At 66.0% G+C, this 24,974-nt stretch carries 21 protein-coding genes and 3 tRNA genes; 3 read left to right on the plus strand and 21 right to left on the minus strand.

The features are described from left to right. Positions 1–9 precede the first annotated feature (9 nt). The gene (locus tag AZOLI_RS32965; RefSeq protein ID WP_014248108.1) at positions 10–381 is read right to left on the minus strand and encodes a hypothetical protein; all 372 of its coding nucleotides are present in this window, start codon (positions 379–381) and stop codon (positions 10–12) included. 46 nt (positions 382–427) lie between these two features. Here AZOLI_RS32965 and AZOLI_RS08030 point away from each other — a divergent pair, with 46 nt between their 5' ends. Next, positions 428–784: a hypothetical protein gene (locus AZOLI_RS08030; RefSeq protein ID WP_014248109.1), complete on the plus strand. Its 357-nt coding sequence runs from the start codon at positions 428–430 to the stop codon at positions 782–784. A 14-nt stretch (positions 785–798) separates the two neighbouring features. Here AZOLI_RS08030 and AZOLI_RS08035 read toward each other — a convergent pair whose 3' ends face one another. The 10 genes from AZOLI_RS08035 to AZOLI_RS08080 form a co-directional block, all read right to left on the minus strand. Continuing rightward, positions 799–1,314 (minus strand): YqaA family protein, encoded by a 516-nt coding sequence (locus AZOLI_RS08035; RefSeq protein ID WP_244442459.1) that lies wholly within the window; start codon positions 1,312–1,314, stop codon positions 799–801. Positions 1,315–1,532: 218 nt separating this feature from the next. Then, the gene (gene rplQ, locus AZOLI_RS08040; protein ID WP_014248111.1) at positions 1,533–1,961 is read right to left on the minus strand and encodes a 50S ribosomal protein L17; all 429 of its coding nucleotides are present in this window, start codon (positions 1,959–1,961) and stop codon (positions 1,533–1,535) included. Positions 1,962–2,121: 160 nt separating this feature from the next. Next, a complete protein-coding gene (locus AZOLI_RS08045) occupies positions 2,122–3,138 on the minus strand; it encodes a DNA-directed RNA polymerase subunit alpha (RefSeq protein ID WP_014248112.1) in 1,017 nt (338 codons plus the stop codon). A gap of 136 nt (positions 3,139–3,274) precedes the next feature. After that, positions 3,275–3,673: a 30S ribosomal protein S11 gene (gene rpsK, locus AZOLI_RS08050; RefSeq protein ID WP_012974490.1), complete on the minus strand. Its 399-nt coding sequence runs from the start codon at positions 3,671–3,673 to the stop codon at positions 3,275–3,277. A gap of 15 nt (positions 3,674–3,688) precedes the next feature. Next, the gene (gene rpsM / locus AZOLI_RS08055; protein ID WP_014248113.1) at positions 3,689–4,057 is read right to left on the minus strand and encodes a 30S ribosomal protein S13; all 369 of its coding nucleotides are present in this window, start codon (positions 4,055–4,057) and stop codon (positions 3,689–3,691) included. A gap of 172 nt (positions 4,058–4,229) precedes the next feature. Then, on the minus strand, positions 4,230–5,621 hold the full coding sequence (locus tag AZOLI_RS08060; protein WP_014248114.1) for a hypothetical protein: 1,392 nt from the start codon (positions 5,619–5,621) through the stop codon (positions 4,230–4,232). Between the two features lie 160 nt (positions 5,622–5,781). Then, entirely contained in the window at positions 5,782–6,309 is a 528-nt protein-coding gene (locus AZOLI_RS08065) for a tetratricopeptide repeat protein (protein WP_244442554.1), read from the minus strand. Between the two features lie 317 nt (positions 6,310–6,626). Next, positions 6,627–8,768 carry an elongation factor G gene (gene fusA / locus AZOLI_RS08070; RefSeq protein ID WP_014248116.1) on the minus strand — a complete coding sequence of 714 codons (2,142 nt, stop codon included), beginning with the start codon at positions 8,766–8,768 and terminating at the stop codon, positions 6,627–6,629. Positions 8,769–8,996: 228 nt separating this feature from the next. Next, positions 8,997–9,344, minus strand: coding sequence for a RidA family protein (locus AZOLI_RS08075; protein WP_014248117.1), 348 nt, complete (start codon positions 9,342–9,344; stop codon positions 8,997–8,999). Between the two features lie 96 nt (positions 9,345–9,440). Next, entirely contained in the window at positions 9,441–10,202 is a 762-nt protein-coding gene (locus AZOLI_RS08080; RefSeq protein WP_014248118.1) for a trypsin-like serine peptidase, read from the minus strand. Between the two features lie 75 nt (positions 10,203–10,277). Between AZOLI_RS08080 and AZOLI_RS08085 the strand changes: the two genes are divergently transcribed. Together AZOLI_RS08085 and AZOLI_RS08090 are read left to right on the plus strand one after the other, a co-directional pair. Next, complete coding sequence (locus tag AZOLI_RS08085; RefSeq protein ID WP_014248119.1) at positions 10,278–12,536, plus strand: DNA topoisomerase; 2,259 nt, start codon at positions 10,278–10,280, stop codon at positions 12,534–12,536. 144 nt (positions 12,537–12,680) lie between these two features. After that, positions 12,681–13,850 carry a hypothetical protein gene (locus AZOLI_RS08090; protein ID WP_014248120.1) on the plus strand — a complete coding sequence of 390 codons (1,170 nt, stop codon included), beginning with the start codon at positions 12,681–12,683 and terminating at the stop codon, positions 13,848–13,850. A 91-nt stretch (positions 13,851–13,941) separates the two neighbouring features. On the opposite strand, the gene AZOLI_RS08095 is transcribed toward AZOLI_RS08090, so the two are convergent. From AZOLI_RS08095 to AZOLI_RS08140, 10 genes are all read right to left on the minus strand, one after another. After that, positions 13,942–14,016 (minus strand) — tRNA-Val (locus AZOLI_RS08095). Between the two features lie 111 nt (positions 14,017–14,127). Further along, on the minus strand, positions 14,128–14,400 hold the full coding sequence (locus AZOLI_RS08100) for an HU family DNA-binding protein (RefSeq protein WP_012974523.1): 273 nt from the start codon (positions 14,398–14,400) through the stop codon (positions 14,128–14,130). Between the two features lie 197 nt (positions 14,401–14,597). Next, the gene (gene lon / locus AZOLI_RS08105) at positions 14,598–17,012 is read right to left on the minus strand and encodes an endopeptidase La (protein ID WP_014248121.1); all 2,415 of its coding nucleotides are present in this window, start codon (positions 17,010–17,012) and stop codon (positions 14,598–14,600) included. A gap of 477 nt (positions 17,013–17,489) precedes the next feature. Then, positions 17,490–18,752, minus strand: a complete 1,263-nt coding sequence (clpX, locus tag AZOLI_RS08110) for an ATP-dependent Clp protease ATP-binding subunit ClpX (RefSeq protein ID WP_014248122.1) — start codon at positions 18,750–18,752, stop codon at positions 17,490–17,492. A gap of 256 nt (positions 18,753–19,008) precedes the next feature. Continuing rightward, positions 19,009–19,632, minus strand: coding sequence for an ATP-dependent Clp endopeptidase proteolytic subunit ClpP (clpP, locus tag AZOLI_RS08115; RefSeq protein ID WP_014248124.1), 624 nt, complete (start codon positions 19,630–19,632; stop codon positions 19,009–19,011). A gap of 112 nt (positions 19,633–19,744) precedes the next feature. Then, a complete protein-coding gene (gene tig / locus AZOLI_RS08120) occupies positions 19,745–21,088 on the minus strand; it encodes a trigger factor (RefSeq protein ID WP_014248125.1) in 1,344 nt (447 codons plus the stop codon). 91 nt (positions 21,089–21,179) lie between these two features. Continuing rightward, positions 21,180–21,264, minus strand: a tRNA-Leu gene (locus tag AZOLI_RS08125). A gap of 137 nt (positions 21,265–21,401) precedes the next feature. Next, a complete protein-coding gene (locus tag AZOLI_RS08130; RefSeq protein WP_014248127.1) occupies positions 21,402–22,943 on the minus strand; it encodes a malonyl-CoA decarboxylase in 1,542 nt (513 codons plus the stop codon). A 102-nt stretch (positions 22,944–23,045) separates the two neighbouring features. Further along, positions 23,046–24,509, minus strand: a complete 1,464-nt coding sequence (locus AZOLI_RS08135) for a bifunctional ADP-dependent NAD(P)H-hydrate dehydratase/NAD(P)H-hydrate epimerase (protein ID WP_014248128.1) — start codon at positions 24,507–24,509, stop codon at positions 23,046–23,048. A gap of 190 nt (positions 24,510–24,699) precedes the next feature. Continuing rightward, positions 24,700–24,775, minus strand: a tRNA-His gene (locus AZOLI_RS08140). Between the last annotated feature and the right edge of the window lie 199 nt (positions 24,776–24,974).

Raw genomic sequence — 24,974 nt, forward strand, 5'->3', positions numbered from 1 at the left:
GCAGGTGCCTCAGCGGGCCGCGGTGCAGCGCTGGTAGCACTGCTTCAGCTGGAAGCCGCAGTTGTCGGTCGGGCTGAAGGGGGTCGACTCCGTACGGTCGATGCCGCCCTGGTTGCGCGCAGCCACCGAATCCATGCAGACATTGTGGCTGCGCTCGCACTGGGCCTGGCAGGAGGCGCCGGCACCGGCCCCGCTGCCGTTGTCCAGGCGCAGCGACTGATCGTCGGCGCCGCCACGCGGGGTCGACGGGCCGGGCACGACGGTGACGGTGGGCGCCGGACCCGAAGCGGCCGGGCGGTCGGACGGACGGTCGGCGCAGGCCGACAGGCCGAGCAGGGCGACGGCCACCAGCGGGGCAATGAGACGGACCGGACGGAACATAGCCACGACGGCTCCTATTCTTCTTGTTGTGAGGACGGCCGCGGGCATGGCGGAATGCCACACCCCTCTGGACCATCCCCCGTTCGCCCCCCACTATGCCGACAACCGCATCAAGAAGGGAATGACTGAAATGACACCGGAATCGGACGGCAGATCAACACGCAACCCGCCGCGCAACCGCTCCCTGCGGCTGCTGCTGGCGCTGCTCGTCCTCGGTCTCGTCATGCTGGGATCGCGCGTGCTGGCATTGCCCAACATCGGCATGGCCGAGATGATCATCCCGATGCTGGGCGGGCTGTTCGTGGCGGTCGCCATCGTCATGATCGTGCGCCGCGACCGCGCCGACCGCGACGCCCTGCCCCCGTCCCGGCGCAACCGCCAGGACCAGGGCATGCCGGACTGATCGGGCGCTCCCGATCAGACGAACTTGAAGCTGAGCAGGCCGCCGACCACGACGACGAGCAGGACGGTGGCCACCAGCATCAGGCGCTTCTCGATGATCTCCTGAACCTGCGGCCCGTAGAAATGCAGCAGGATGGCGATCATGTAGAAGCGCGAGAAGCGCGCGACGATCGAACAGAGGATGAAGACCGTCAGGTCGAGATGGGCGAATCCGGCGGTGATCGTCAGCAGCTTGTAGGGGATCGGCGTCACCCCCTTCAGGATCAGGAACCAGGGGCCGAACTCGGCGAACATTTCCTGGAAATGCTGGAACGACTCCTGCGCATTGTAGAAGTCGATGATCATCCGTCCGACGCTCTCGAACAGATAGAAGCCCAGCGCATAGCCAAGCAGCCCGCCCAGCAGCGACGCCAGCGCGCAGATGTTGGTGTAGAACCACAGCTTCTTGGGCTTCTCCAGGCACATCGGCACCAGCATCACGTCCGGCGGCAACGGGAAGAAGGAGCTTTCGGCGAAGGAAATCGCCGACATCCACCAAACGGCATCGTCGCGGGCGGAGAGGCGCTGAAGGCGCGTGTAAAGAGAACGCAACATTCGACCGGCCACATAAGAGAAAACCCCTCCTTCGGGGGGTGGCCCGAAGGAAGGGTCTAATATATCACCGATATCGGCGGTTCCGTCCCGTGCAACACGGGGTCCTGGGACCCGATGCCGCACGGTCAGGATAACCGGCGCGATGCCCGGTCATGTTACTCGGCGGTCTCGCCTTCGGCCTCGGCGACATCCTGCGTCGGGCCGGAGTTCTGGCCCTTGGCGGAGACGTCGCGGTCGACCAGCTCGAACACGGCCATGTCGGCGGCGTCGCCATAGCGGAAGCCGGCCTTCAGGACGCGGCTGTAGCCACCCTGACGGTCCTTGTAGCGGTCCGCCAGAACGGTGAACAGCTTGGTGACCGTCTCGTTGTCGCGCAGCTGGGCGAAAGCCAGACGGCGGTTGGCCAAGCCACCCTTCTTGCCGAGCGTGATCAGCTTGTCGACGATCGGACGCAGGTCCTTCGCCTTCGGCAGGGTGGTGGTGATCTGCTCGTGCTTGATCACCGCGTTCGCCATGTTCGAGAACATGGCCTTGCGGTGGCTGCTGGTCTTGCTGAACTTACGTCCCGAAACGCCGTGACGCATGGCGGTCCTCCTTCATGGCTTGGCCCCCCTCGGGGAGCCGATCGTGAACCCCGCCGCCCAGTCGAAACGCTGGTACGGCTGCGGGGTCGGGCCGTGGCGGCCCTGGGAAATGCGCCCTTCCCGGCCGAAAGACGGAAAGGGCGCAGAAAACGCGAGATGCTTAGTACGGCTCTTCCAGACGCTTGGCCAGCTCTTCGATGTTCTCCGGCGGCCAGTTCGGGATTTCCATACCGAGGTGCAGGCCCATCTGGGACAGCACTTCCTTGATCTCGTTCAGCGACTTGCGGCCGAAGTTCGGGGTGCGGAGCATTTCCGCCTCCGTCTTCTGCACCAGGTCGCCGATGTAGACGATGTTGTCGTTCTTGAGGCAGTTGGCCGAACGGACCGACAGTTCCAGCTCGTCCACCTTGCGGAGCAGGTTCTTGTTGAACGGAACCTCCTCGTGCTTCTCCTCGGAGACGGCGTGCGTCGGCTCCTCGAAGTTGATGAAGAGCTGCAGCTGGTCCTGCAGGATGCGGGCGGCGAGCGCCACCGCGTCGTCCGGCTTGACCGAACCGTTGGTCTCCACCGTCATCGACAGGCGGTCATAGTCGGTGACCTGCCCGACGCGGGCATTGTCGACCTTGTAGGACACCTTGCGGACGGGCGAGAACAGGGCGTCGATCGGGATCAGGCCGATGGGCGCGTCTTCCGGACGGTTCTGGCTGGCCGGGACATAGCCCTTGCCGGTCTCGACCGTCAGTTCCATGTTCAGCCGCGCGCCGTTGTCCAGCGTGCAGATGACCAGTTCCGGATCCATGACCTGGATGTCGGGACCGGTCTCGATCATGCCGGCCTTGACCTCGCCCGGGCCTTCGGCGCGCAGGCGCATGCGCTTCGGGCCGTCGCCGCCCATGCGCAGACCCATCGTCTTGATGTTCAGGACGATGTCGGTCACGTCCTCGCGGACGCCGGGGATCGACGAGAACTCGTGCAGCACGCCGTCGATGTGGATCGAGGTGACGGCGGCACCCTGCAGCGAGGAGAGCAGGATGCGGCGCAGCGCGTTGCCCAGCGTCAGACCGAAGCCGCGTTCCAGCGGTTCGGCGACCACGGTCGCGAAGCGGTCGGCGTCGTCACCGGGCTGGATGTCCAGCTTGCTCGGCTTAATCAGTTCCTGCAAGTTCTTCTGAAGCACGGATCGACCTCAAGATGCCATCGGGTGAACACGAACCCGCGGGGTCCGAACCATTCCCATGCTGAGGGGACCGCGATGGCTGCGGCCCCCTGTCCCGGAATGGCTGGTCCCCGCGGGTGCGGAAACGGTACTGGACTTAGACGCGACGCTTCTTCGGCGGGCGAACGCCGTTGTGCGGGATCGGCGTGACGTCGCGGATCGACGTGATCTGGAAGCCGATCGACTGCAGGGCGCGCAGGGCGGACTCACGCCCCGAACCCGGACCCTTCACTTCGACTTCCAGGGTCTTCATGCCGTGCTCCTGGGCCTTGCGGCCGGCGTCCTCGGCAGCGACCTGGGCGGCGTAGGGGGTCGACTTGCGCGAACCCTTGAAGCCCATGGTGCCCGACGACGACCAGGCAATGGTGTTGCCCTGCGCGTCGGTGATGGTGATCATCGTGTTGTTGAACGAGGCGTTCACATGAGCGACGCCGGCGGTGATGTTCTTGCGCTCGCGACGACGCAGGCGCTGAGAAGCGGCGGAGGGCTTGGCCATTTTGCGTTCGTCCTCTTACTTCTTCTTGCCGGCGATCGGCTTGGCCGGACCCTTGCGGGTGCGGGCGTTCGTATGGGTGCGCTGGCCGCGGACCGGCAGGCCCTTGCGGTGACGCAGGCCACGGTAGCAGCCCAGGTCCATCAGACGCTTGATGTTCATGGCGACTTCACGACGAAGATCGCCCTCGACGCGGTAGTCGGCGTCGATGGTCTCGCGGATCTTCAGGACTTCGTCGTCCGTCAGCTCGTTCACGCGACGCTCGGCCGGGATGTCCAGCTTCGCGCAGATTTCCTTGGCCTTGAAGGGGCCGATGCCATGGATGTAGGTCAACCCGATCTCCACGCGCTTCTGCGCGGGGATGTTGACGCCAGCGATACGCGCCACGCTACTCTCCTCAGTCTCGATATCTCAACGGCAGCCCGTCGGGCCGCCTACACACCGAGCAAATCCCGCCCGGCACAAGGCCGGACCCGGGAACGCACAATGTTACCCGCCACCCCGGCGGGGCAGCGAGAGGGTGGGACTATAGAAAAACCCCGGAACTTGTCAAGGCCGATTACTCGGCGGGAACCGCCGGCCGGACAAGCTCCGGCCCGGTTTCCGGCGGTTCGCGGCCGCTGTCAGTGTCGTTGACTGCGATATCCCGGACCGGACCCGGAGTCCGCGGCAGCCGCCCGGCATTCAGCAGCGCACGGTCGCGGTTCACCTGCGGCAGGTCGAGGCTGAGCTTCAGTTCGATGTTGCGCCAGATCTGACGCAGCCGCTGCACATGCAGATCCTCGCCGATGGCCTGCACCACCGACTCCAGATTCTCCAGCGTGATGCCGCGGTCGGCCAGCAGCACCGTGCCCTTGCCGTCGGTCTTGGGGCAGTTCAGCGCCTGAACCAGCCGGGGCTGCGACTCCGGCCGCGCCATGAAGCGTTCGATGTCGAAGATGGTGCGGACATTGACGACGCGCAGCGCCTCGATCTGATCGAGGTCGAGCGCCAGGATCAGCTGGGCCTGCGCCACCCAATCCATCGTCTCGTAGATGCCATAGGGCGTCTCGACAAACAGCAGGATCGGATTCGCGGTGGCAAGGTTCTGCACATCCTCGATCTCGAACTCGGCCAGCCGGAATTTGATGGACGAATCGATCCCCAGGATCATGTCGATCGGATATTCGCGGACGAATCCCTGCGCCCGGGGATCGATCCGCCGCACCTGCAGCTGCGGCACCCGGCTGAGCAGGGTCTGCAAGCCGAGCCTGGGAAAGAAGCCGATCAGGAATGCCACGATCAGCTCCGGCACCCGGTCGCCGACCGCCCCCTCCGGCGCCATTTGTGCAAGATCCATATAGCCGTGATGCAGGGTGACCGAGGTGACGCAGGCCAGGATGATATGACCGGTCACCCGCAGGAAGGAAATCGGCGACAAATCATAGTTGGAGATGCGGCGGATCAGATAGTCGATCGACCAGACATAAGCGCCGAAGAAGGTGAAGGACAGCACCGCCACGGTCTGAAGCTGGTAGTGCACAAGATCGATCGGCGTCACCCCGTCGACACCGTACAGCGTCATCCCGCTGAACAGCGGCTGAAAATGGTCCAGCCGGTCCTTGCCCAGCAGCATGCCGCTGGAGGTCAGGAAACCGCTGAAGGACACCATGATGAAGACGAGGACAGGAAAGAAATAGGCCCGCCATTCCGATGGATGCGTGTTGTCGGGTCCCTGAGGCAGGGCGCGGTATTTGTAGGCGGCGAATTCGAAGGACGGGATCAGCTGGTCATGATCGCACCCCTCGATGCGGAAAACCGATTCCAGATCGGCGATGATCTTCTGCCGCACATTCTTGATGTTGCTGCGGCCGATGAAGATCGTCAGCGGCAGTATGAAAGACAGGGCGAGCAGGCCCATCGCGCTCAGCACCCGCAGCTCGCCGATCACATGAATCACTTGGTCGAACATCGCACCCCCGGCATCCGGCCCGGCCACACCGATTGTGGACGTGCGGGATCTGCGCAGCGACCGCCCCCTGGTCGAATTGCCGGGCACTATACCTCTTTAGCGCGTCTTTTAGGAGAGTATTGCTCGCGTCAACCGTTGGCAGCCGATCCTGCCCGTCTGCCTAGAGGTCGGTTCCAGCGGCACGATGTCGAAGAGCGTCGGCCTGCGCCCGGACCCGGCCGAGATGGGGATTGATCTCCAGCGCCGCATCGAAGGCACGCAGCGCCGGCTTCTCGTCCCCAAGCGCCAGATAGACCAGCCCCAATTCCACGAATGCACCGAAATGGCGCGGCTCCAAGGACAGGGCGTGGCGCAGGTCGAGCATGGCCGAGCGGTAATCGCCCAGCATGTAATGGGCCGCGGCACGCTTGTTCCAGCCTTCCGCATAGGAGGGGTCGCGGGCGACCACTGCGTCGAATGCGCGCAGTGCCGAGTGGTAATCGTCGCTGTTCAGGCTGAGAACGCCGGCACGCATGTCGCGAACCATCGCCGGGTCGGGATGGTCGAGCCAGTATTCCCAGATATGCTCTTCCACCGATTCGGCATAGGCGGCGTCGGTGGTGCTGTGCAAGGCTTGAAAAAGGCCGTCCAGACGCACATTGCCCTGCCCCGCCCCGGCCGGCACCCCGAGGGTCAGCAGCAAAAGCACAGTCAAGGAAAAGAAGCGCCGAATCATCATGCCCCAAATTTGGGCACGGATTCGACTCTCTGCCAACTATTTTTTTGTTGCAAATTGCTAATGAATTCGACAAAGGCGCCCGACGCCCCGCCCTGACCGCGGTCCCAATGCTGCCGGACCATCCCGCCTAAGCCGCCCGCCCGCCCCCTTCACCCTTGGCATGGCTGTCGGGCGAGTGCCGCAACGGTCCTCAACGGCCCTTCCGAACGCCGAAAAAGCCAACGGCCGGCGGATTGCTCCGCCGGCCGTCGGTTTTACCGGATGTGTCCCGATTGCCAGGAAGGCGATCAGGCGGCCTTGTTGCGGCCGGCCACGATTTCGTCGGTGACGTTGCGCGGCACCGGCTCGTAGTGGCTGAACTCCATCGAGTAGGACGCACGGCCCGAGGTCATGCCGCGCAGCTGGCCGATGTAGCCGAACATCTCGTTCAGCGGGACATTGGCCTCGACGGCGATATTCGAACCACGCTCCAGCTGGCCCAGGACGGTGCCGCGACGACGGTTCACGTCGCCGATGACGTCGCCCAGGTAATCCTCCGGCGTGACGATCTCGACCTTCATCACCGGCTCGAGCAGGATCGGGCCGGCCTTCGGCAGAGCCTCACGGAAGCAGGCCTTGGCGGCGATTTCGAACGTCAGGGCGTTCGAGTCGACGTCGTGGTACTTGCCGTCCACCAGGCGGGCGCTGAAGTCGACAGTCGGGTAGCCGGCGAGGACGCCGTCTTCCTTCTGCATTTCCAGACCCTTGCCGACCGACGGGACATATTCGCGCGGAACCGAACCGCCGACCGTCTCGTCCTTGAAGGTGAAGCCGGCGCCACGCTCCAGCGGCTCGAAGATGATCTTCACTTCGGCGAACTGGCCCGAACCGCCGGTCTGCTTCTTGTGGGTGTAGGTGTATTCGACCGGCTTGGTGATCGTCTCGCGGTAGGCGACCTGGGGCTTGCCCATGTTGCCTTCCACGCCGAACTCCGTGCGCATGCGGTCCAGCGTCACTTCCAGGTGCAGCTCGCCCATGCCGCGCAGGATGGTCTGGCCGGTTTCACGGTCGGTCTCCAGGCGGAGCGACGGATCGGCGCGGACCATCTTGCCGAGCGCGATGGAGAACTTCTCCTGCTCGCCCTTGGTCTTCGGCTCGACCGAAACGCTGATGACGGGGTCGGGGAAGCGCATGCGCTCCAGGATGACCGGGTGGGCGGCGTCGCACAGCGTGTCACCGGTCTCGGTCTCCTGCAGGGAGACGAGCGCGATGATGTCGCCGGCGCGGGCTTCCTCGATCGGGTTGGCTTCCTTGGCGAACATCTCGACCATGCGGCCGATCTTCTCGCGCTTGCCGCGGGTCGAGTTCAGGATCGACATGCCCTTCGTCAGCACGCCCGAATAGACGCGGATGAAGGTCATCGAGCCGTAGGTGTCGTTCAGCACCTTGAAGGCCAGCGCCGAGAAGGGCGCGTCGTCGGAGCTGAGACGCTCGCCGTTCGCGTTGCCGTCCTCATCCACCGTCTTGATCGCCTCGACGTCGGTCGGGGCGGGCAGCAGATCGACGACCGCGTCCAGAACCTGGCACACGCCCTTGTTCTTGTAGGACGAGCCGCACAGAACCGGGGTGAAGGCGCCGGTGATGGTGCCCTTGCGCAGGCAGGCGCGCAGCACGTCGGCCGACGGCTCCTCACCCGACTCCAGGTAGGCTTCCATCGCCGCGTCGTCCTGCTCCAGGGCGGTGTCGACGAGTTCGGCGCGCAGGGCCGGAATGCTGGCGACGTTGTCCAGGTCTTCCTTGACGGTCAGGTTGAGCTTCTGGGCGAGATCGTCGGTGATCTCCCAGGTCTCCCACTTGGCGTCCTTGTCGTCGGAGAACCAGACATAGGCCTTCATCTCGACGAGGTCGACCATGCCGCGGAAGTTGTCTTCCGAGCCGAGCGGAACCTGGATGCAGACCGGGCGCGCGTTCAGGCGCTGACGGATCATGCTGACGCAGCGCTGGAAGTTGGCGCCGGAGCGGTCCATCTTGTTGACGTAGCAGATGCGCGGAACGTTGTAGTTGTCCGCCAGACGCCAGTTGGTCTCCGACTGCGGCTCCACGCCGGCGACGCCGTCGAACACCACGACCGCACCGTCGAGCACGCGCAGAGAGCGGTTCACCTCGATGGTGAAGTCGACGTGGCCCGGGGTGTCGATGACGTTGATCTTCTTGTCGCGCCAGAAAGCCGAAACCGCGGCGGACTGAATGGTGATGCCGCGCTTCTGCTCCTGCTCCATGTAGTCGGTCGTGGTCGACGTCTTCAGATCCTTCGTCTCGTGGACGTCGATGATCGTGTGCTTGCGACCCGTGTAGTACAGAATGCGTTCGGTGGTCGTCGTCTTGCCCGCGTCGACGTGGGCGATGATGCCGATGTTCCGAATGTCAGACAGTGGCGTTTGGCGCGGCATGTTGCGGTTCCATTGCAGTAACGCGACAACCGAAGCGCGACCGTCAGGGTCGTCCGCTTCGGCGGCAGAGGTTGGTCGGGGTTTTACGGGCGATCTGTTAAGGCGTCATTAACATTCCGTAAACCGACAAGCAATTTGTCGGAATATTGAAGCGCGCGGCCCTCACAGCGTTCGGGCCACGCCGGCACACCCCAACCGAGGCTGCCGGGTCGCCCCGTTTCCGCCGCCTTATTTAGCAGCGGTGACCTGAATTTCAACGAGATACTCCGGGGCAGCCAGCTTGGCTTCCACCGTGGCGCGGGCTGGCGGATTGGCCGGATCGACCCAGGCCTCCCACGCCTTGTTCATCGCGCCGAAGCTGGCGATGTCCACCAGATAGATCGTGGCCGACAGCAGCTTGCTCTTGTCGCTGCCCGCTTCCGCCAGCAGGGCGTCGATCTGGGCCAGGATTTGGGCGGTCTGACGCTCGACGTCGGGCGTCGGCTCGTCGGCGACCTGACCGGCGAGATAGACCGTGTCCTTATGGACGACCATCTGGCTCATGCGCGGTCCGGTGTGGAAGCGCTGGATCGACATGACGAATAGACTCCGGGTTCCGGGGGCTCGAAAAAGACGCGCGTACGTCTATGCCATTCGGAGCCCCGCGCGAAGTAAAAAATGCGCCTCCCCCGCTCAGGGCTGCTCCGCGGCGGTATCCTTCGCCAAAACTGCGGCGAACCGGCCGGCGGCGACGGCGAAATTGCGCACGGCCGGCGCATTTCCGGCGGCGACGCCGACTCCGGCGACAGCCCAGCCGCCCCCCGCCGGGCCGTCGCCGCTCGCGAACCGCACCAGCAGCGGCCCGCCGCTGGTTCCGCGCGTGGCGTCGCAATCATGCACCAGCAGCCCGGCGCTCTCCCCCAGCATCCGGCAATCGCGGTCGGCCATCAGGATCTGCGCCCGGTCCTGGCTGTAGCCGCCGAGCATCAGCGGCGTCCCGGCCGGCAGGGGCACGGCGCTGACGGGAAGCGGCGGCACCGATTCCGGCGCCGCCTCGGCCAGCGTCAGCACCGCCCAGTCGGCGGAAACCACCGGATTGGCCGCGGCGGGATCATAGGCCGGATCGGTCGCGACGCGGGCCACCCTGACATGCCGGGTGTAATCTCCCCGGTCATAGCCGAACAGGACATGCAGCGAAGACGCCTCCAGGAATCGCCGCGTGCGCGGGTTGAACAGGCAATGGCCGGCGGTCACCACCGTGCGCCGCCCGACCAGCGCCCCGGTGCAGCGTCCGGCCAGATTGGTCTGCACGCGGACGACGCTGCGCCAGGGAGCGGCCGACGCATCCACCGGCACCCGCCGGTCCCCCGGCCCGACGCCGGGCAGCAGCGGCCGTTCCGCATGGGCAGCGGGCGCACCGGCCAGAACGACGAGCACCAGCGCGGCTGCGACCATACGGCCGAGGCCAGGGTGGTGCCGACCGCGCGCATGTTCTTGCTCCGTTTCCCTCAATCCCGTATTCTCCCGCGCATGGCGACGCTGATCATCACCGAAAAATCCAGCCAGGCGAAGGACCTGCGCGCGGCCCTGGGCGACCGTTACGGCCGCATCCTGCCGGCCGAGGGGCACCTGTTGCGGCTTGCCGAGCCGGACGAGGTCGATCCCGCCTGGAAACGCTGGTCGCCGACCCTGCTGAAGCCGGACGGGCTCTATCCCACCCGCCCCGACCAGGGCGGCAACAAGGCGGCGAAGCTGCAGGCCATCACTGCCGCGCTGCGCGCCTGCGACGAGGTGATCCTCGCCACCGACTGCGACCGCGAAGGCCAGCTGATCGGTCAGGAGATCCTGGAGCATGTCGGCTATCGCGGCAAGGTGCGGCGCGCTCTTTTCACGGCGCAGGACCCGAAGACCCTGCGCGACGCCTTCTCCGCGCTGAAGCCCAACGACAGCATGCGCCCGCTCTACGAGGCGGCGGTGGCGCGCCAGCAGGCCGACCAGATCTACAACCTGTCGCTGACCCGAACCGCGACCAAGACCCTGCTGGCGCCCGGCACCCGCGGCGTCATCGGCATCGGCCGGGTGAAGACCCCGACGCTCGCCATCGTCTGCCTGCGCGAGCTGGAAATCCGCAACTTCAAGCCGGAGGATTATTTCGAGGTCGTGGCGACCGCCAGCGTGGCGGAGGGCAGCTTTCAGATGCGCCACGCCCCGGCGCCGAAGGACCGCATCAAGGACCGGGCGACGGCCGAGGCCATCGCCCGCGCCGCCGACAACCACCGCGGCCCGCTGACCGTGACGGTGGAGGAGAAGCGGCAGGTCCCGCCCAAGCTCTACGACCTGCCGGCGCTGCAGAAGACCTGCGGTCAGCGCTGGGGCTGGACCGCCGACCGCACGCTGGCGGTGGCGCAGGAGCTGTATGACGGCGACGGCAAGAAGCTGATAACCTATCCGCGCGCCGAGGCACGCTATCTGTCGGAGAACCAGATCGCCGACGTGCCGGCCATCGTCGGCGCGCTGACCCGGCTGCGCGGCTTCGCCCATCTCGACATTGCGCGGCCGGTGATCCGCAAGGGCAAGTCCGGCCATTTCTGCGACAAGGCGCTGGAGGGCGTGTCGCACCATGCGGTGATCCCCAACGTCAATGTGCTGGACGATCTGGAATCGCGGCTGGTCCGCCTGACCGACGATGAGAAGCGGCTGTATGCGCTGATCTGCCGCTCCTATCTAGCCGCGGTGATGCCGGATTACGAGTATCGCCAGACCAGCGTGACCATGCCGGTGCCGATGCCGACGCCCGGGGGGACCAAGCCGGTCGCCTTCCGCGCCGTCGGCCGTATCCCGCTGAAGCTGGGCTGGAAGGCCGCCTTCGGCTCTGCCGAGAGCGATGACCGCTCCGGCGGGAAACCGGAGGAGGAGGCCGAGCAGACCCTGCCGCCGCTGACCGATGGGGAGCCGGCGACCCTGAGCGATCCGAAGTTGGAGGCCAAGCGCACCCAGGCGCCGCCGCGCTACAACGAAGGCACGCTGGTGGACGCCATGCAGAACGCCTGGCGGTTCGTCGAGGAGCCGTCCCTGCGCGACCGGCTGAAGGAGGCCAAGGGGATCGGCACCCCGGCCACCCGCGCCGAAGTCATCAAGGGGCTGCGCAAGCAGAACCTGCTGGGCGCGGACGGCAAATGGCTGGTCCCGACACCGGCCGGCCTGCACCTGTTCGAGACGCTGCGCGCCGCCGCCCCGACCCTGGTCGATCCCGGCACCACCGCGCTGTGGGAAATGAAGCTGGACGATGTGGTCACCGGACGCGCCGATTTCCGCCGGGTGATCGACGCCATCGCGACGGAGGCGGAGCGGCTGATCGGTGCGCTGGTCGGGCAACGCGGCACGCTGCTCGACCTCGGCATGCCCGCACCCAAGGCACGATTCGCCCGCCGCGGCACTGGTGGGCGCACCACCGGCGCCGCAGCGGGTGCTGCCAAGCCGGTGCGGCGGCGGACCCGCAAGGCCGAAGCTCCGGTGGAGGGTGGGGCTGCCGCGCCGAAGCCGCGCCGTGTCCGCAAAGCCAAGGCTCCGGCATCGGCACCGCCGACGAGCGCGCAGGCGGATAACGGACGGCCTGCCGCTCCGGCCACCGCTCCTGCGCCGCCGAATGGGCTTCGCCGCCGCGAGCCGACGGAGCGCATGGTCGCCTTCGCCCGCAGTCTGGCGGAGCGCAAGGGAATCGACCTGCCCGATCCGTGCCTGCGCGACTTCGATCAGTGCCGCAGCTTCCTGGACCAGCACGCACGCTGAGCCACCGCAGGATCGCTGGGTGGCAGCCGCCCCATTGATTGCGGTGGCGCGGAGATTCGCTCTTTTTTGGCAAGATTGGTCACTGGACGATACCCGCGTCGCCAGCAATTCTCTTGGCATTCTCAATCAATGATGAGCCGTGCCATGGAATTCTTCACTTCGGCCACCCGCACCGTGACCGCAGCGGCACTGAGCCTCGCCGTCGCCAGCCCTGCCCTGGCCCAGAGCCAGCCCGGCTATGACGGCGCCAGCGTTACCCAGTGCATTCCCTTCGCGAACTTCCAGCCGGTGTCCTTCACCGATGCGCCGCAGCTGAATTTCAGCATTGCCGGCGACAGCACCATCCACTCCGTGACGATGGACACGGGATCGGTCGGCATCGCCATTTCGGCCACCAACATCCCCAACTATGAACAGCTGAAGACGGCCACCGGTGCCACGGCCGGCACGCAGTTCCTGTCCAGCAGCAAGGTGCTGTGGGTCGGCACCTGGGTGCCGATGACGGTCACCCTGTATGACCGCAACAAGAAGCCGGTGGCGACCTCCGAGGTCTTCGTGCTGGGCGTCGAGCAGGCCGGCAAGTGCGACAGCTACCAGACCGACCAGAAGATTTGCCCCAACCTGCCGGCACCGCAGAAGCCCGTGCTCTACATGGGCGTCGGATTCGGCCAGGAGGCGGATTTCCAGCCGCAGGGCACGCCGGACAAGAATGTCCTGCTGAACCTGCGCAGCGTGAACGGCCAGCCCATCGCCCCGGGAACGCTGAACAGGGGATACATCATCGGCCGCCAGGGCATCCAGGTCGGGCTGACCGCGGCCAACACGGCGGGATTCCGCTTCGCCAAGCTGCAGCCCTATCAGCAATATCCCGGCGACTGGATGATGCCGCGCGGCTGCATCACGGTGAATCCGAACGAGAACCGCGATGCCAACGGCCCGATCTGCACCCCGGCGAACATCCTGGTCGATACCGGCATCCCGCAGAGCTACCTGACGGTGCCGTCCACGATCAAGTTCGACACGGTGCAGCAGCCTGACAGGAGCGAGCCGAGCAAGACCGTCGGCGTATTGGCACCGCAAACCTCGGTCGCCGTGCAAATCCCCGATGCCGCCAATCCCATCGCCACCGATGCCTTCATCGTCGGCGGCGGCGCGCCGAACGAGCCGGAACAGGTGATCCCCTGGAGCACCGACAAGCGCCCGCCCTTCATCAACACCGGCCGCCATTTCCTGCGGCAGTACCAGTTCCTGTATGATGCGAGCCAGGGCTATGTCGGCATGAAGGACCAGCCGAACCCTTGCGGCGAGCAGTGACCGCCAAAGGGGCGCCCATCCGGCGCCCCTCACTTTTCGGGCATGAAAAAAGCCCCGGATCGGGGCCTGGTGGTGGAAACGCGGATGGGAATGGTGGGCGATGAGGGGATCGAACCCCCGACATTCTCGGTGTAAACGAGACGCTCTACCGCTGAGCTAATCGCCCGAAACCCTGGAAAAAGCCTTTGCTTTCAAACACAAGCCGGCCGGGAGGAAGCCCGGCCGGCCGCACTATGCCCTGAATGGGCCGGAAACTTCAAGCCCATCCGGCTGAACCTCAGTTCAGAGCGTCCTTGAGGGTCTTGCCGGCCTTGAACTTCGGCTGCTTGGACGCCGGAATGTCGATCTTCTCGCCCGTGCGCGGGTTGCGGCCTTCGGTCGCGGGACGCTCAGCCACCGCGAAGGTGCCGAAGCCGACCAGACGGACCTCATCGCCGTTCTTCAAGGATTCGGCAATGCTGTCGAACACGGCGTCGACGGCCTTCGTGGCGTCGGTCTTGGACAAACCGGACGCTTCGGCAACATGCGCCACGAGATCGTTCTTGTTCACGCAATCCCCCTTCCAAATTCAGCAAATACTGAAAGACAAAAGCCGCCCCAGGACTTTTCGTCCACGACTTATTGGAAGCAAAGGATAAGCACAGCGATTGCCGCCCGTCAATTCCCGACGGGCGGCATAGCTCATCATGTCCCAAAAGTCGCCCGTCCAGTGGCGGCCACGATCGGATCGTAACCGCCGACCCCGGATCAGTGACGCAGGACCTCTCCGTCCGCGCCCTTCTCCTGGGCCTTCGCCGCGGCCGGATCGACCTCCGGCTCGGTCCACTCGATGGGCTCCAACGGACGCACCAGCGCGTTGCGCAGCACCTCGTCCACCGTGCTGACGGGCATGATCTCCAGCCCGCGCTTCACGTTGTCCGGGATGTCCGCCAGGTCCTTCTCGTTGTCCTTCGGGATCAGCACATGCTTGATGCCGCCGCGCAGGGCGGCCAGCAGCTTCTCCTTCAGGCCGCCGATCGGCAGCACCCGGCCGCGCAGCGTGATCTCGCCGGTCATCGCCACGTCCTTGCGCACCGGAATGCCGGTCAGCACCGAGACGATGGAGGTGGCCATGGCGACACCGGCAGACGGGCCGTCCTTCGGCGTGGCGCCTTCGGGAACGTGGACGTGGATGTCCTTCTTCTCGAACAGCGTCGGCTTGATGCCGAAGGCGACGGCGCGCGACTTGACGTAGCTTTCGGCCGCCTGGACCGACTCCTTCATCACGTCACCCAGCTTGCCGGTGGTGGTGACGCGGCCCTTGCCGGGCAGGCCGACGGCTTCGATCGACAGCAGCTCGCCGCCGACCTCGGTCCAGGCCAGACCGGTGGTGACGCCCACCAGATCCTCCAGCTCCGCCTCGCCATAGTGGAAGCGGCGGACGCCGGCATACTTGTCCAGGTTGCGGCGGGTGACCGACACCTTGGCGCCGCCGCTGCCCTTCAGCAGGATCTCCTTCACCGCCTTGCGGCAGAGGTTGGCGATCTCGCGCTCCAGGCTGCGGACGCCGGCTTCCCGCGTGTAGTAGCGGACCAGATCGCGCAGCGCGTCGTCGGAGATGGTGAACTCGCCCTTCTTCAGGCCGTTCGCCTCGATCTGCTTCTCGATCAGGTGGCGCTTGGAGATCTCGACCTTCTCGTCCTCGGTATAACCGGCGACGCGGATGATCTCCATGCGGTCCAGCAGCGGCTGCGGCATGCGCATCGTGTTGGCGGTGCAGACGAACATCACGTCGGACAGGTCATAGTCGACCTCCAGGTAATGGTCGTTGAAGGTGCCGTTCTGTTCCGGATCCAGGACCTCCAGCAGGGCGGACGACGGGTCGCCGCGCCAGTCGGCGCCGAGCTTGTCGATCTCGTCCAGCAGGAAGAGCGGGTTGGAGGACTTCGCCTTCTTCATGCCCTGGATGACCTTGCCGGGCATCGAGCCGATATAGGTGCGGCGGTGACCGCGCACCTCGGCCTCGTCACGGACGCCGCCCAGCGACATGCGGACGAAGTTGCGGCCAGTGGACTTGGCGATCGACTTGCCGAGCGAGGTCTTGCCGACGCCGGGCGGGCCGACGAGGCAGAGGATCGGACCCTTGACCTTGTTCATCCGGTTCTGGACGGCAAGATACTCGAGGATGCGCTCCTTGACCTTCTCCAGACCGTAATGGTCGGCGTCCAGCACCTTCTGGGCCAGCTTCAGGTCGCGCTTCACCTTGGTGCGCTTCTTCCACGGAATGGACAGCATCCAATCCAGATAGTTGCGGACCACGGTGGCTTCCGCCGACATCGGGCTCATCGACCGCAGCTTCTTCAGCTCGGCCAGAGCCTTTTCGCGGGCTTCCTTGGAGAAGCGGGTCTTGTTGATCTTCTCTTCCAGCTCGGCCGATTCGTCGCGGCCGTCCTCGGTCTCGCCGAGTTCCTTCTGGATCGCCTTCAGCTGCTCGTTCAGATAGTACTCGCGCTGGGTCTTCTCCATCTGCCGCTTGACGCGGTTGCGGATGCGCTTTTCCACCTGAAGAACGCCGATCTCGCCTTCCATGAAGGCATAGACCCGCTCCAGCCGCTCCGACACGGTGGCGCATTCCAGAAGCTGCTGCTTTTCCGGAATCTTCAGCGCCAGATGCGAGGCGACGGTGTCGGCCAGCTTGCCGGCTTCCTCGATCTGGTTGATCGAGACCAGCACTTCCGGCGGGATCTTCTTGTTGAGCTTGATGTACTGCTCGAACTGGGAGACGACGGCGCGGCTCAGGGCTTCGAGCTCCTGGTTCTCGCCGGTCTTTTCCTCGACCAGTTCGGCCTGGGCCTGGAAGAACTCCTCATTGTCGGCGAACTTGGTGATGGCGGCGCGCTGGCCACCTTCCACCAGCACCTTGACGGTCCCGTCCGGCAGCTTGAGCAGCTGCAACACGGTGCCGACGGTGCCGACGCTGTAGATGTCGGCCGGAGTCGGATCGTCCTGCGCAGCGTTCTTCTGGGTGACGAGCAGGATCTGCTTGTCATCCTTCATCACGTCTTCCAGCGCGCGCACGGACTTCTCGCGCCCGACGAACAGCGGCACGATCATGTGGGGGAAGACCACGATGTCGCGCAGCGGCAGGACCGGGTAGAGGGCACCACGGGAGAGTTCGATCATCGGCAGGGCCTCAATGAATGGATCGCCGCCAGCCCGGAATGGGCCTGACACAGCCCCCGCCTCGGGTTGAGCGCGGGGATCGCCTACGGCACCCGACTAACGTGGCACACGCCCATGCGCCCTTCAAGTGGCTGCGGTTTCCTTCGCGCCGTTTCCACGGGGTGAGAAGGCCATTCCACCGGCCAACTCCGCGTTTATTCCTCTTTCGGACGGCTTGAACGGCACTTCGGACCGGTTTCGTACCCATTCGGCCGCCTGATGGGGAGCATTACGGCCCCGTTCGCGCCCCAACCCGGGCCAGGACCGCCATGACGGCTCCGGAGTGGCGACGATTCGGATTGGAAGCCGGCCGCCCCATGGCACCGGCGGCACCGGGACCGTGCTGATAAAGGAAATGGCCGCAGGCAAAAGAAAAGGGGCGCCGAAGCGCCCCTTTTATTCGCCGCATCGCGACAGGCGCGACGGAGTCTCACCGGGTCAGGCGCCCGGCGCCTCGCTGCGCCGTTCGGCATGGACGTAGAGCGGCTTGGCACGCCCTTCGACCACTTCCTTGTTGACCAGGATGCTCTCGATGCCGGTGAGGCCCGGCAGGTCGAACATCGGGTCGAGCAGGATGGCCTCCATGATCGACCGCAGGCCGCGGGCACCGGTCTTGCGGGCAATAGCCTTGTGGGCGATGGCGCGCATGGCGTCCTCGGAGAACTCCAGATGGACGTCCTCCATCTCGAACAGGCGCTGGTACTGCTTGACCAGGGCGTTCTTCGGCTTGCTGAGGATCTCGACCAGCGCGCCCTCGTCCAGGTCGGACAGGGTGGCCAGCACCGGCAGGCGGCCGATGAACTCGGGGATCAGGCCGAACTTCAGCAGATCCTCGGGCTCGACCTCGTGCAGGATCTCGCCGGTCGCGCGCTCGTCGGCCGACCGCACATCGGCGCCGAAGCCGATGCTGGTGCCCTTGCCGCGCTGGGCGATGATCTTGTCCAGGCCGGCGAAGGCGCCGCCGCAGATGAACAGGATGTTGCTGGTGTCGACCTGCAGGAATTCCTGCTGCGGATGCTTGCGCCCGCCCTGCGGCGGCACGGAGGCGACGGTGCCCTCCATGATCTTGAGCAGGGCCTGCTGCACGCCCTCGCCCGACACGTCGCGGATGATCGACGGGTTGTCGGACTTGCGGCTGATCTTGTCGACCTCGTCGATGTAGACGATGCCGCGCTGCGCCCGCTCCACATTGTAGTCGGCGGCCTGCAGCAGCTTGAGGATGATGTTCTCGACATCCTCGCCGACGTAACCGGCTTCGGTCAGCGTCGTGGCGTCGGCCATGGTGAAGGGAACGTCGATGATGCGGGCCAGGGTCTGGGCCAGCAGCGTCTTGCCGCAGCCGGTCGGACCGATCAGCAGGATGTTCGACTTCGCCAGTTCGACGTCGTTGTGCTTCGTCCCGTGGGCGAGGCGTTTGTAATGATTGTGGACCGCCACCGACAGCACGCGCTTGGCGTAGGACTGTCCGATGACGTAATCGTCGAGCACCGCATGAATGTCGCGCGGAGTCGGAACCCCATCGCGGGACTTCACGAGGGTCGTCTTGTTCTCCTCGCGAATGATGTCCATGCACAGTTCGACGCATTCATCGCAGATGAACACCGTCGGACCGGCAATCAGCTTGCGGACCTCGTGCTGGCTCTTGCCGCAGAAGGAGCAGTAGAGCGTATTCTTCGAATCGCCGCTGCTGGACTTGCTCATCGGTACTCCGTCATCTCGCGGGAGGCGTGGTCCTTGAGAACCATGCCCGTTCGCGGCGCCCCCCGACGCCGGTCCTACTCAGGTTATCGCGGACGACGCCCGCGACAAGGTCATGCGCCGATCTGGCGACGCATCACGATCCGCATATCCGGGTCCCTCATCGGGACGTCCCCTATGACCGGATCGTGTCACTGCCATTCAACAACAGCGTCACGACCCGATCAACCCTTTGTTGGGAGGGCTCAGGTCCAGCGGCTCACGAATGATCCACGCCCGGACGCTTCTCCACCACCTCGTCGATCAGGCCGAAGGCCTTCGCCTCTTCCGGCGACATGAACTTGTCGCGCTCCATGGCTGTCTCGATGGTGTCGAGATCCTGCCCGGTGTGCTTGACGTAGATGTCGTTCAGGCGCGAGCGCAGCTTCAGGATTTCCTGGGCCTGGATCTCGATGTCCGAGGCCTGGCCCTGGGCGCCGCCCGACGGCTGGTGGATCATGATGCGGCTGTTGGGCAGCGAGAAGCGCTTGCCCGGCGCGCCGGCGGCCAGCAGCAGCGAGCCCATAGAGGCTGCCTGCCCCATGCAGACCGTCGACACCTGCGGACGGATGTACTGCATGGTGTCGTAGATGGCGAGGCCGGCCGAGACGTAGCCGCCCGGCGAATTGATGTAGAGCGCGATGTCCTTGTTCGGGTTCTCCGATTCAAGGAACAGCAGCTGCGAGCAGATCAGGCTGGCGACGGCGTCGTTCACTCCGCCGATCAGGAAGATGATCCGCTCCTTCAGCAGGCGCGAATAGATGTCGTACGCGCGCTCGCCCCGGTTGGTCTGTTCGATGACCATCGGGACCAGAGCATTCATCTTCGGCTCGAAGTCGTACATGTGTTCTTCCCTGCCCCCGCAGTTGGCTGAACCGGTGATCGTCGCCGGTACGGAACCACATATAGGAACCTTTGGGGGCGGATGGTAGTCCGCCCCCACTCCTTTTGGGGAGTTAGGCGGCCACGGACTCGTTGCCTGCCTCGTCCTCGTCCTTCGTCAGGTCTTCGACGCTGACGGTCTTCTCGGTCACCTTGGCCTGATCCAGGATGTGATCGACGACCTTGTCCTCGAAGATCGGGGCACGGAGATTCTCGAGCGCCTGCTGGTTCTGCTTGAAGAACTCGAACACCTGACGCTCCTGACCGGGGAAGCGGCGGGCTTCGTTGATCAGGGCGCGGTTCACCTCGTCCTGGGTGACCTGGATGTTGTTGCGGCGGCCGACTTCCGACAGCAGCAGACCCAGGCGGACGCGGCGCTCGGCGATCGAGCGGTACTCGGCCTTCAGCTCGTCCTCGGACTTGCTGGCGTCCTCGCCGGCCGTGCCGTTCTTCAGCTCTTCCTGCAGGCGGGCCCAGATGCCCTCGAACTCGATGTCGACCATGCCGGCCGGCACCTCGAACGAATGGGCCTCGGCCAGCTTGTCGAGCAGCTGGCGCTTCACGCGCAGGCGCGACAGGCCGTCATACTCGCCCTTGATGCGGTCGCGGATGGCTTCGCGCATCTTCTCCAGGCTTTCCATGCCGAACTCCTTGGCGAGTTCGTCATTGACCTCGGCCGGGACGTTCTTGCGCAGCTCCTTCACGTCGACCTCGAAGACCGTCGCGGCGCCCTTCAGGCGCTCGTGCGGATAGTCTTCCGGGAAGGTGACGTTGACGGTGCGGTGCTCGCCGGCCTTGGCGCCGACCAGCTGCTCCTCGAAGCCCGGCACGAAGCGGCCGGCACCGAGCTCCAGCGGGTAGTCCTTGCCGTCCATGCCCGGCAGGGCCTCGCCATCCACCGAACCGGCGAAGTCGATCACGGCGATGTCGCCGGTCTCGGCAGCGCGGTCCTCGGTGACCGGGGCCTGGGTCGAGTGGGCCGAGGCCAGACGTGCCAGCGCCTCTTCCACCGACTCGTCGGTGACCTCGGCGACCGGCTTCTCCAGCTCGATGCCGGTGAAGTCGCCCGGCTCGACGTCCGGCAGCAGCTCGACCGCCATCTTGTAGGTGAGGTCGCCGCCGTCCTCGTACTTCTCGACCTCGATCTTCGGCTGCAGGGCGACGCGCAGGCCGCGCTCGCTCAGCGCCTGACGCGAGCTGTCGGAGATGGCGTCCTCCAGCACCTCGGACAGCACGCCACCGAAATAGCGCTGCTTGATCACGGTGACCGGCACCTTGCCCGGACGGAAGCCCGGCAGCTGGACCGTGCGGCGCAGCTCTTCCAGCTTGCCGTTCACCTTCTCTTCGATGTCCTTGGCGGAAATGACGACCTGAAATTCGCGCTTGAGGCCGTCGGTGCTGGTCTCGGTGATGTTCATCGGAACGAAAGCCTATCTCGTTGGTCCGGCCCGGCGGCGCCCGTCCGGGCGGCCCGAATCCGTGTTGTCCATGCGGTCCAAGGTGTTGCCATGGTGCGGGCGAAGGGACTTGAACCCATACGACCGAAGTCACTGGAACCTAAATCCAGCGCGTCTACCAATTCCGCCACGCCCGCGTTCATGGCAAAGGCAGCCGCGACGGGTGCGCAAACACCCGCCGGACCGCCGGCGAAGTCCGGTCTATAGCACAGCGCGCCGGAAGCAAACAGGCAAAATGGCCCCACTCAAGAGAGTGAGGCCCGGTCTGTTCCCGTCAGCCGCCGGACTTGGCCATCGACCGCACGGCGGAGGAGGCGATGATGCGCCCCTCGCCGGTATAAGCCTCGTGGTTGGCATCGATCTCGCCCAGCCGATAGCGGTAGTTGATCATCATCCCCAGCGACTGTTTCAGACCCTTGCCCGACCGGTCGGCCAGCCAGTTCAGCCGTTCCATCCGGGCGCCGTTGGTCAGGTGGAAATGCGCCACCGGATCCTGCGCGCGGGCGCGGCCATGGCCCTTCGCCTCCTGCAGCACCGTCAGATACTGGGCGCACATCCGCATCAGGGGGCCGCGAAGCCGCTTCTGGAGTTCTTCATCCTCCGCCCAGCTGGGGCGGGACAGCGCGCGGGTGAGCAGCGGCGATTCGTCGGCACCGATGCCGCCCTCGGTGGGCGCCCCGGCCGACGCCTCGCCATCTTCGTCCTGCTCCAGTTCGGCCAGCCGTTCGGCGATGCGCTCGGCCTCCGTGTTGGTCAGCACGGCGTCGCCGTCGCGGTCGAGCGTCCGGTCGAACCAGCGGCGGAAGCCGGGGATCGGCGACAGGGTGGCGTAGCATTTGATGTTGGGGAATTCGGTCGCCAGCCCGTCGACCACGCGCTTGATCAGGAAATTGCCGAAGCTGATGCCGGCCAGCCCGACCTGGGCGTTGGAGATCGAATAGAAGATGGCGCTGTCGGCGCTCTTCGGGTCGCAGACCGGGGCGGTGGGGTCGAGCAGCGCCTGCACGTTGTCCGACATGCCCTGGACCAGCGCCACCTCGACGAAGATCAGCGGCTCGTGCGGCATGCGCGGGTGGAAGAAGGCGAAGCAGCGCCGGTCGGAATCGAGCCGGTCCTTCAAATCCTGCCAGCCGCTGATCTCGTGCACAGCCTCGTACTTGATCAGCTTTTCCAGCAGCGAGGCCGGGCTGTCCCAGGTGATGCGGTGCATTTCCAGGAAACCGACGTCGAACCACGCGCGCAGCAGGTTCTTCAGATCGTCTTCCAGCGCCTGCAGCAGCGGTTCGCCGCGCGCCATCTCCATCAGCTCGGCCCGCAGGTCCACCAGGAACTTGACGCCTTCCGGCAGGGCGTTGAACTGGGTCAGCAGGCGCAGGCGCGGCGGCTCCAGCGCACGGCGGAGCGCCCGCTCGGCATGGCCGCGGGCGACCGGATCGGCCGCCGCCTGGAAGGTCGCCATCGCGTCCGTCACCGCGTCGCGGTCGACGTCGAAGTCGCGCGCGAGCATTAGAAGGAAGTTGCGGCGGCCCTGGGGATCGAGCGCCAGATAGGTGCGGCCGAGCTGGGCGGCGCGGGCGCGGGCCGAAACCTCGCCGCCACGCGATTCCAGGCAGGCTTCGATCTGCTCCTTCAGCCGCTCGGCGTCCTCGCGGGGCAGATGGGTGCGCGGCGCTGCGCCGACGGCGCCGCGGGCCGAAGCCGCGATCTCGCGCCAGCGGGTGCGCAGGTTGTCCAGCGCGCGGTCGAAGAAGTTGGACTGCGCGGCCTGGGATGGCGGCACAGGATCCAGCGTGGTCGTGTCGGGTGCGTCGCTCATGCCCCGGAGTCTGGCCCGCCTCGACCGGCGTCGCAAGGGGGCGCGTGGACGCTCCCTTCGGAAGTACCTCCGACGTTGCGCTCGTGTGACCTTCGGCGGGTGTCAGCCCTGCGCCTTCAATGCCTTCAGCACGCCGGGAAGCGCCCCCGCCAGATCGTCGGAGATCAGGCCGGGGCCGAGGGCGCGCCCGGCCTCGCCATGCAGCCAGACGGCGGTGCAGGCGGCCTCGAACCCATCCATCCCCTGCGCCAGCAGGCCCAGCACGATGCCGGCCAGCACGTCGCCGGTCCCGGCGGTCGCCAGATCGGGCGGCGCGTTCACATTGACCACGGCGCGGCCGTCGGGCGCGGCGACCACGGTGTCGGCTCCCTTCAGCACCACCACGGCACCCGACCGGGCGGCGGCGGCACGCACCCGCGACAGCTTGTCGCCGTCCATGCCGACCGAATCGCCGAACAGCCGGGCGAACTCCCCCTCATGCGGGGTCAGGACGCAGCGCTTGTCCAACCGGTCGAGAAGCTCGTCGGCCGCTTCGGCGAAGCTGGTCAGCGCATCGGCATCCAGCACGCAGGCCTTGCGGGCGTCCAGCGCGGCCATCACCGCGGCGCGGGTCTGCGCCCCCCTGCCCGCTCCCGGCCCGATCAGCACCGCGTTCTTCCGCTGGTCCTGCAGCAGGCGGGCGAAAGCGTCGGCTTCCTCCAGCGGATCGACGATCACGCTGGCGCAGCCGGCGGCATAGATCGGAAAAGCCTCCGGCGGACAGGCGATGGTGACCAGCCCGGCCCCGGCCCGCAACGCGGCGACCGAGGCCAGCCGCGCCGCGCCGGTCATCCGCGCGCCGCCGAGAACAACGGCATGGCCGCGCGCATATTTGTGGCCGTCCAGCGCCGGCCAGGGAAAGCGGTGGTGCCACAGCGACGGCTCGTTGACGGCGGTCTGCGGGGCGATGCCGTCCAACACCCGCTCCGGAATGCCGATGTCGGCGACCACCACCTCGCCGCACAGGGTACGGCCGGGCAACAGCACATGGCCGGGCTTGCGGCGGAAGAAGGTGACGGTCAGCGCCGCCTGGGGCGCGGCGCCCAGCACCCGGCCGCTGTCGCCGTGCAGGCCGCTCGGCACGTCCACCGCCACCACCGTGCGCCCCTCCATCGCCTCGACGATGGCGCGGGCAAGGCCGTCGAGCGTCCGGGACAGGCCGGCGCCGAACAGCGCGTCGATGACCAGGGGATTGCCCTTGAGGATATAGGGATCGGCCGCCTCGATCGGGCCGGGCCAGCGCTCGGCGGCCACCGCGGCGTCGCCGGCGAGGGCCGAGCGCGTGCCGAGCAGCGCCAGCCGCACCGGCCAGCCGGCCTCCAGAAGAAGCCGGGCGATCACGAAGCCGTCGCCGCCATTGTTGCCGGGGCCGCAGAGCACGGCCGTCGGGTGCGGCGCCCAGCGTTCGCACACCGCGCGGACCACGGCGGCGCCGGCGGCCTCCATCAGGGCCGGGCCGGGCACCCCGGCAGCGATGGCCAGCTGGTCGGCCCTATACATCTCCGCGACGGACAGAAGCTCATCCATCCCCCACTCTCCCCGACCCTGGCTTGTCTTGCCGTTCCCCGAGCAGGTGAAGATACGACGCCCGCTCTACCCGTAGGGGTTCTCTTCACCTGCGAAAGCCATTCAGACAAGCATAAACGCCCGCAAAACGGCAATTATGCCGTGCGGACGTTTATAGAAACAGAATTTTCGCTGAACGCGAAGAAGAAGATGGGGCGATGGATGGGACTCGAACCCACGACCGCTCGGACCACAACCGAGAGCTCTACCAACTGAGCTACCACCGCCGCCGTCAGCGTTTCCGCCGTCGGGAGCCGCGTTATGCTCCACCGCGGCTGGCCGGTCAAGCGCCTTTTTCACGAAAAGTGAAAAAACTTCTTTCGGAGCGGAATGGCACCCCTTTCGCCCAGCCGATGCGGACTTCGAACGCCCGTCAGCGCGGAGCGCTTGCGCCAGTTGCACAAATATTGTTCACTCCGCCAAATC

Origin of the sequence: Azospirillum lipoferum 4B, from assembly GCF_000283655.1 — a bacterium.
Classification (GTDB): Bacteria; Pseudomonadota; Alphaproteobacteria; order Azospirillales; family Azospirillaceae; genus Azospirillum; species Azospirillum lipoferum_C.

Coding starts and splice junctions, on each gene's coding strand:
- AZOLI_RS32965 (WP_014248108.1), bottom strand. CDS start 381: ATGTTCCGTCCGGTCCGTCTCATTGCCCCGCTGGTGGCCGTCGCCCTG.
- AZOLI_RS08030 (WP_014248109.1), top strand. CDS start 428: ATGGCGGAATGCCACACCCCTCTGGACCATCCCCCGTTCGCCCCCCAC.
- AZOLI_RS08035 (WP_244442459.1), bottom strand. CDS start 1,314: ATGTCGGCGATTTCCTTCGCCGAAAGCTCCTTCTTCCCGTTGCCGCCG.
- rplQ (WP_014248111.1), bottom strand. CDS start 1,961: ATGCGTCACGGCGTTTCGGGACGTAAGTTCAGCAAGACCAGCAGCCAC.
- rpsK (WP_012974490.1), bottom strand. CDS start 3,673: ATGGCCAAGCCCTCCGCCGCTTCTCAGCGCCTGCGTCGTCGCGAGCGC.
- AZOLI_RS08060 (WP_014248114.1), bottom strand. CDS start 5,621: ATGTTCGACCAAGTGATTCATGTGATCGGCGAGCTGCGGGTGCTGAGC.
- fusA (WP_014248116.1), bottom strand. CDS start 8,768: ATGCCGCGCCAAACGCCACTGTCTGACATTCGGAACATCGGCATCATC.
- AZOLI_RS08075 (WP_014248117.1), bottom strand. CDS start 9,344: ATGTCGATCCAGCGCTTCCACACCGGACCGCGCATGAGCCAGATGGTC.
- AZOLI_RS08080 (WP_014248118.1), bottom strand. CDS start 10,202: ATGGTCGCAGCCGCGCTGGTGCTCGTCGTTCTGGCCGGTGCGCCCGCT.
- AZOLI_RS08085 (WP_014248119.1), top strand. CDS start 10,278: ATGGCGACGCTGATCATCACCGAAAAATCCAGCCAGGCGAAGGACCTG.
- AZOLI_RS08090 (WP_014248120.1), top strand. CDS start 12,681: ATGGAATTCTTCACTTCGGCCACCCGCACCGTGACCGCAGCGGCACTG.
- lon (WP_014248121.1), bottom strand. CDS start 17,012: ATGATCGAACTCTCCCGTGGTGCCCTCTACCCGGTCCTGCCGCTGCGC.
- clpX (WP_014248122.1), bottom strand. CDS start 18,752: ATGAGCAAGTCCAGCAGCGGCGATTCGAAGAATACGCTCTACTGCTCC.
- clpP (WP_014248124.1), bottom strand. CDS start 19,632: ATGTACGACTTCGAGCCGAAGATGAATGCTCTGGTCCCGATGGTCATC.
- tig (WP_014248125.1), bottom strand. CDS start 21,088: ATGAACATCACCGAGACCAGCACCGACGGCCTCAAGCGCGAATTTCAG.
- AZOLI_RS08130 (WP_014248127.1), bottom strand. CDS start 22,943: ATGAGCGACGCACCCGACACGACCACGCTGGATCCTGTGCCGCCATCC.
- AZOLI_RS08135 (WP_014248128.1), bottom strand. CDS start 24,509: ATGGATGAGCTTCTGTCCGTCGCGGAGATGTATAGGGCCGACCAGCTG.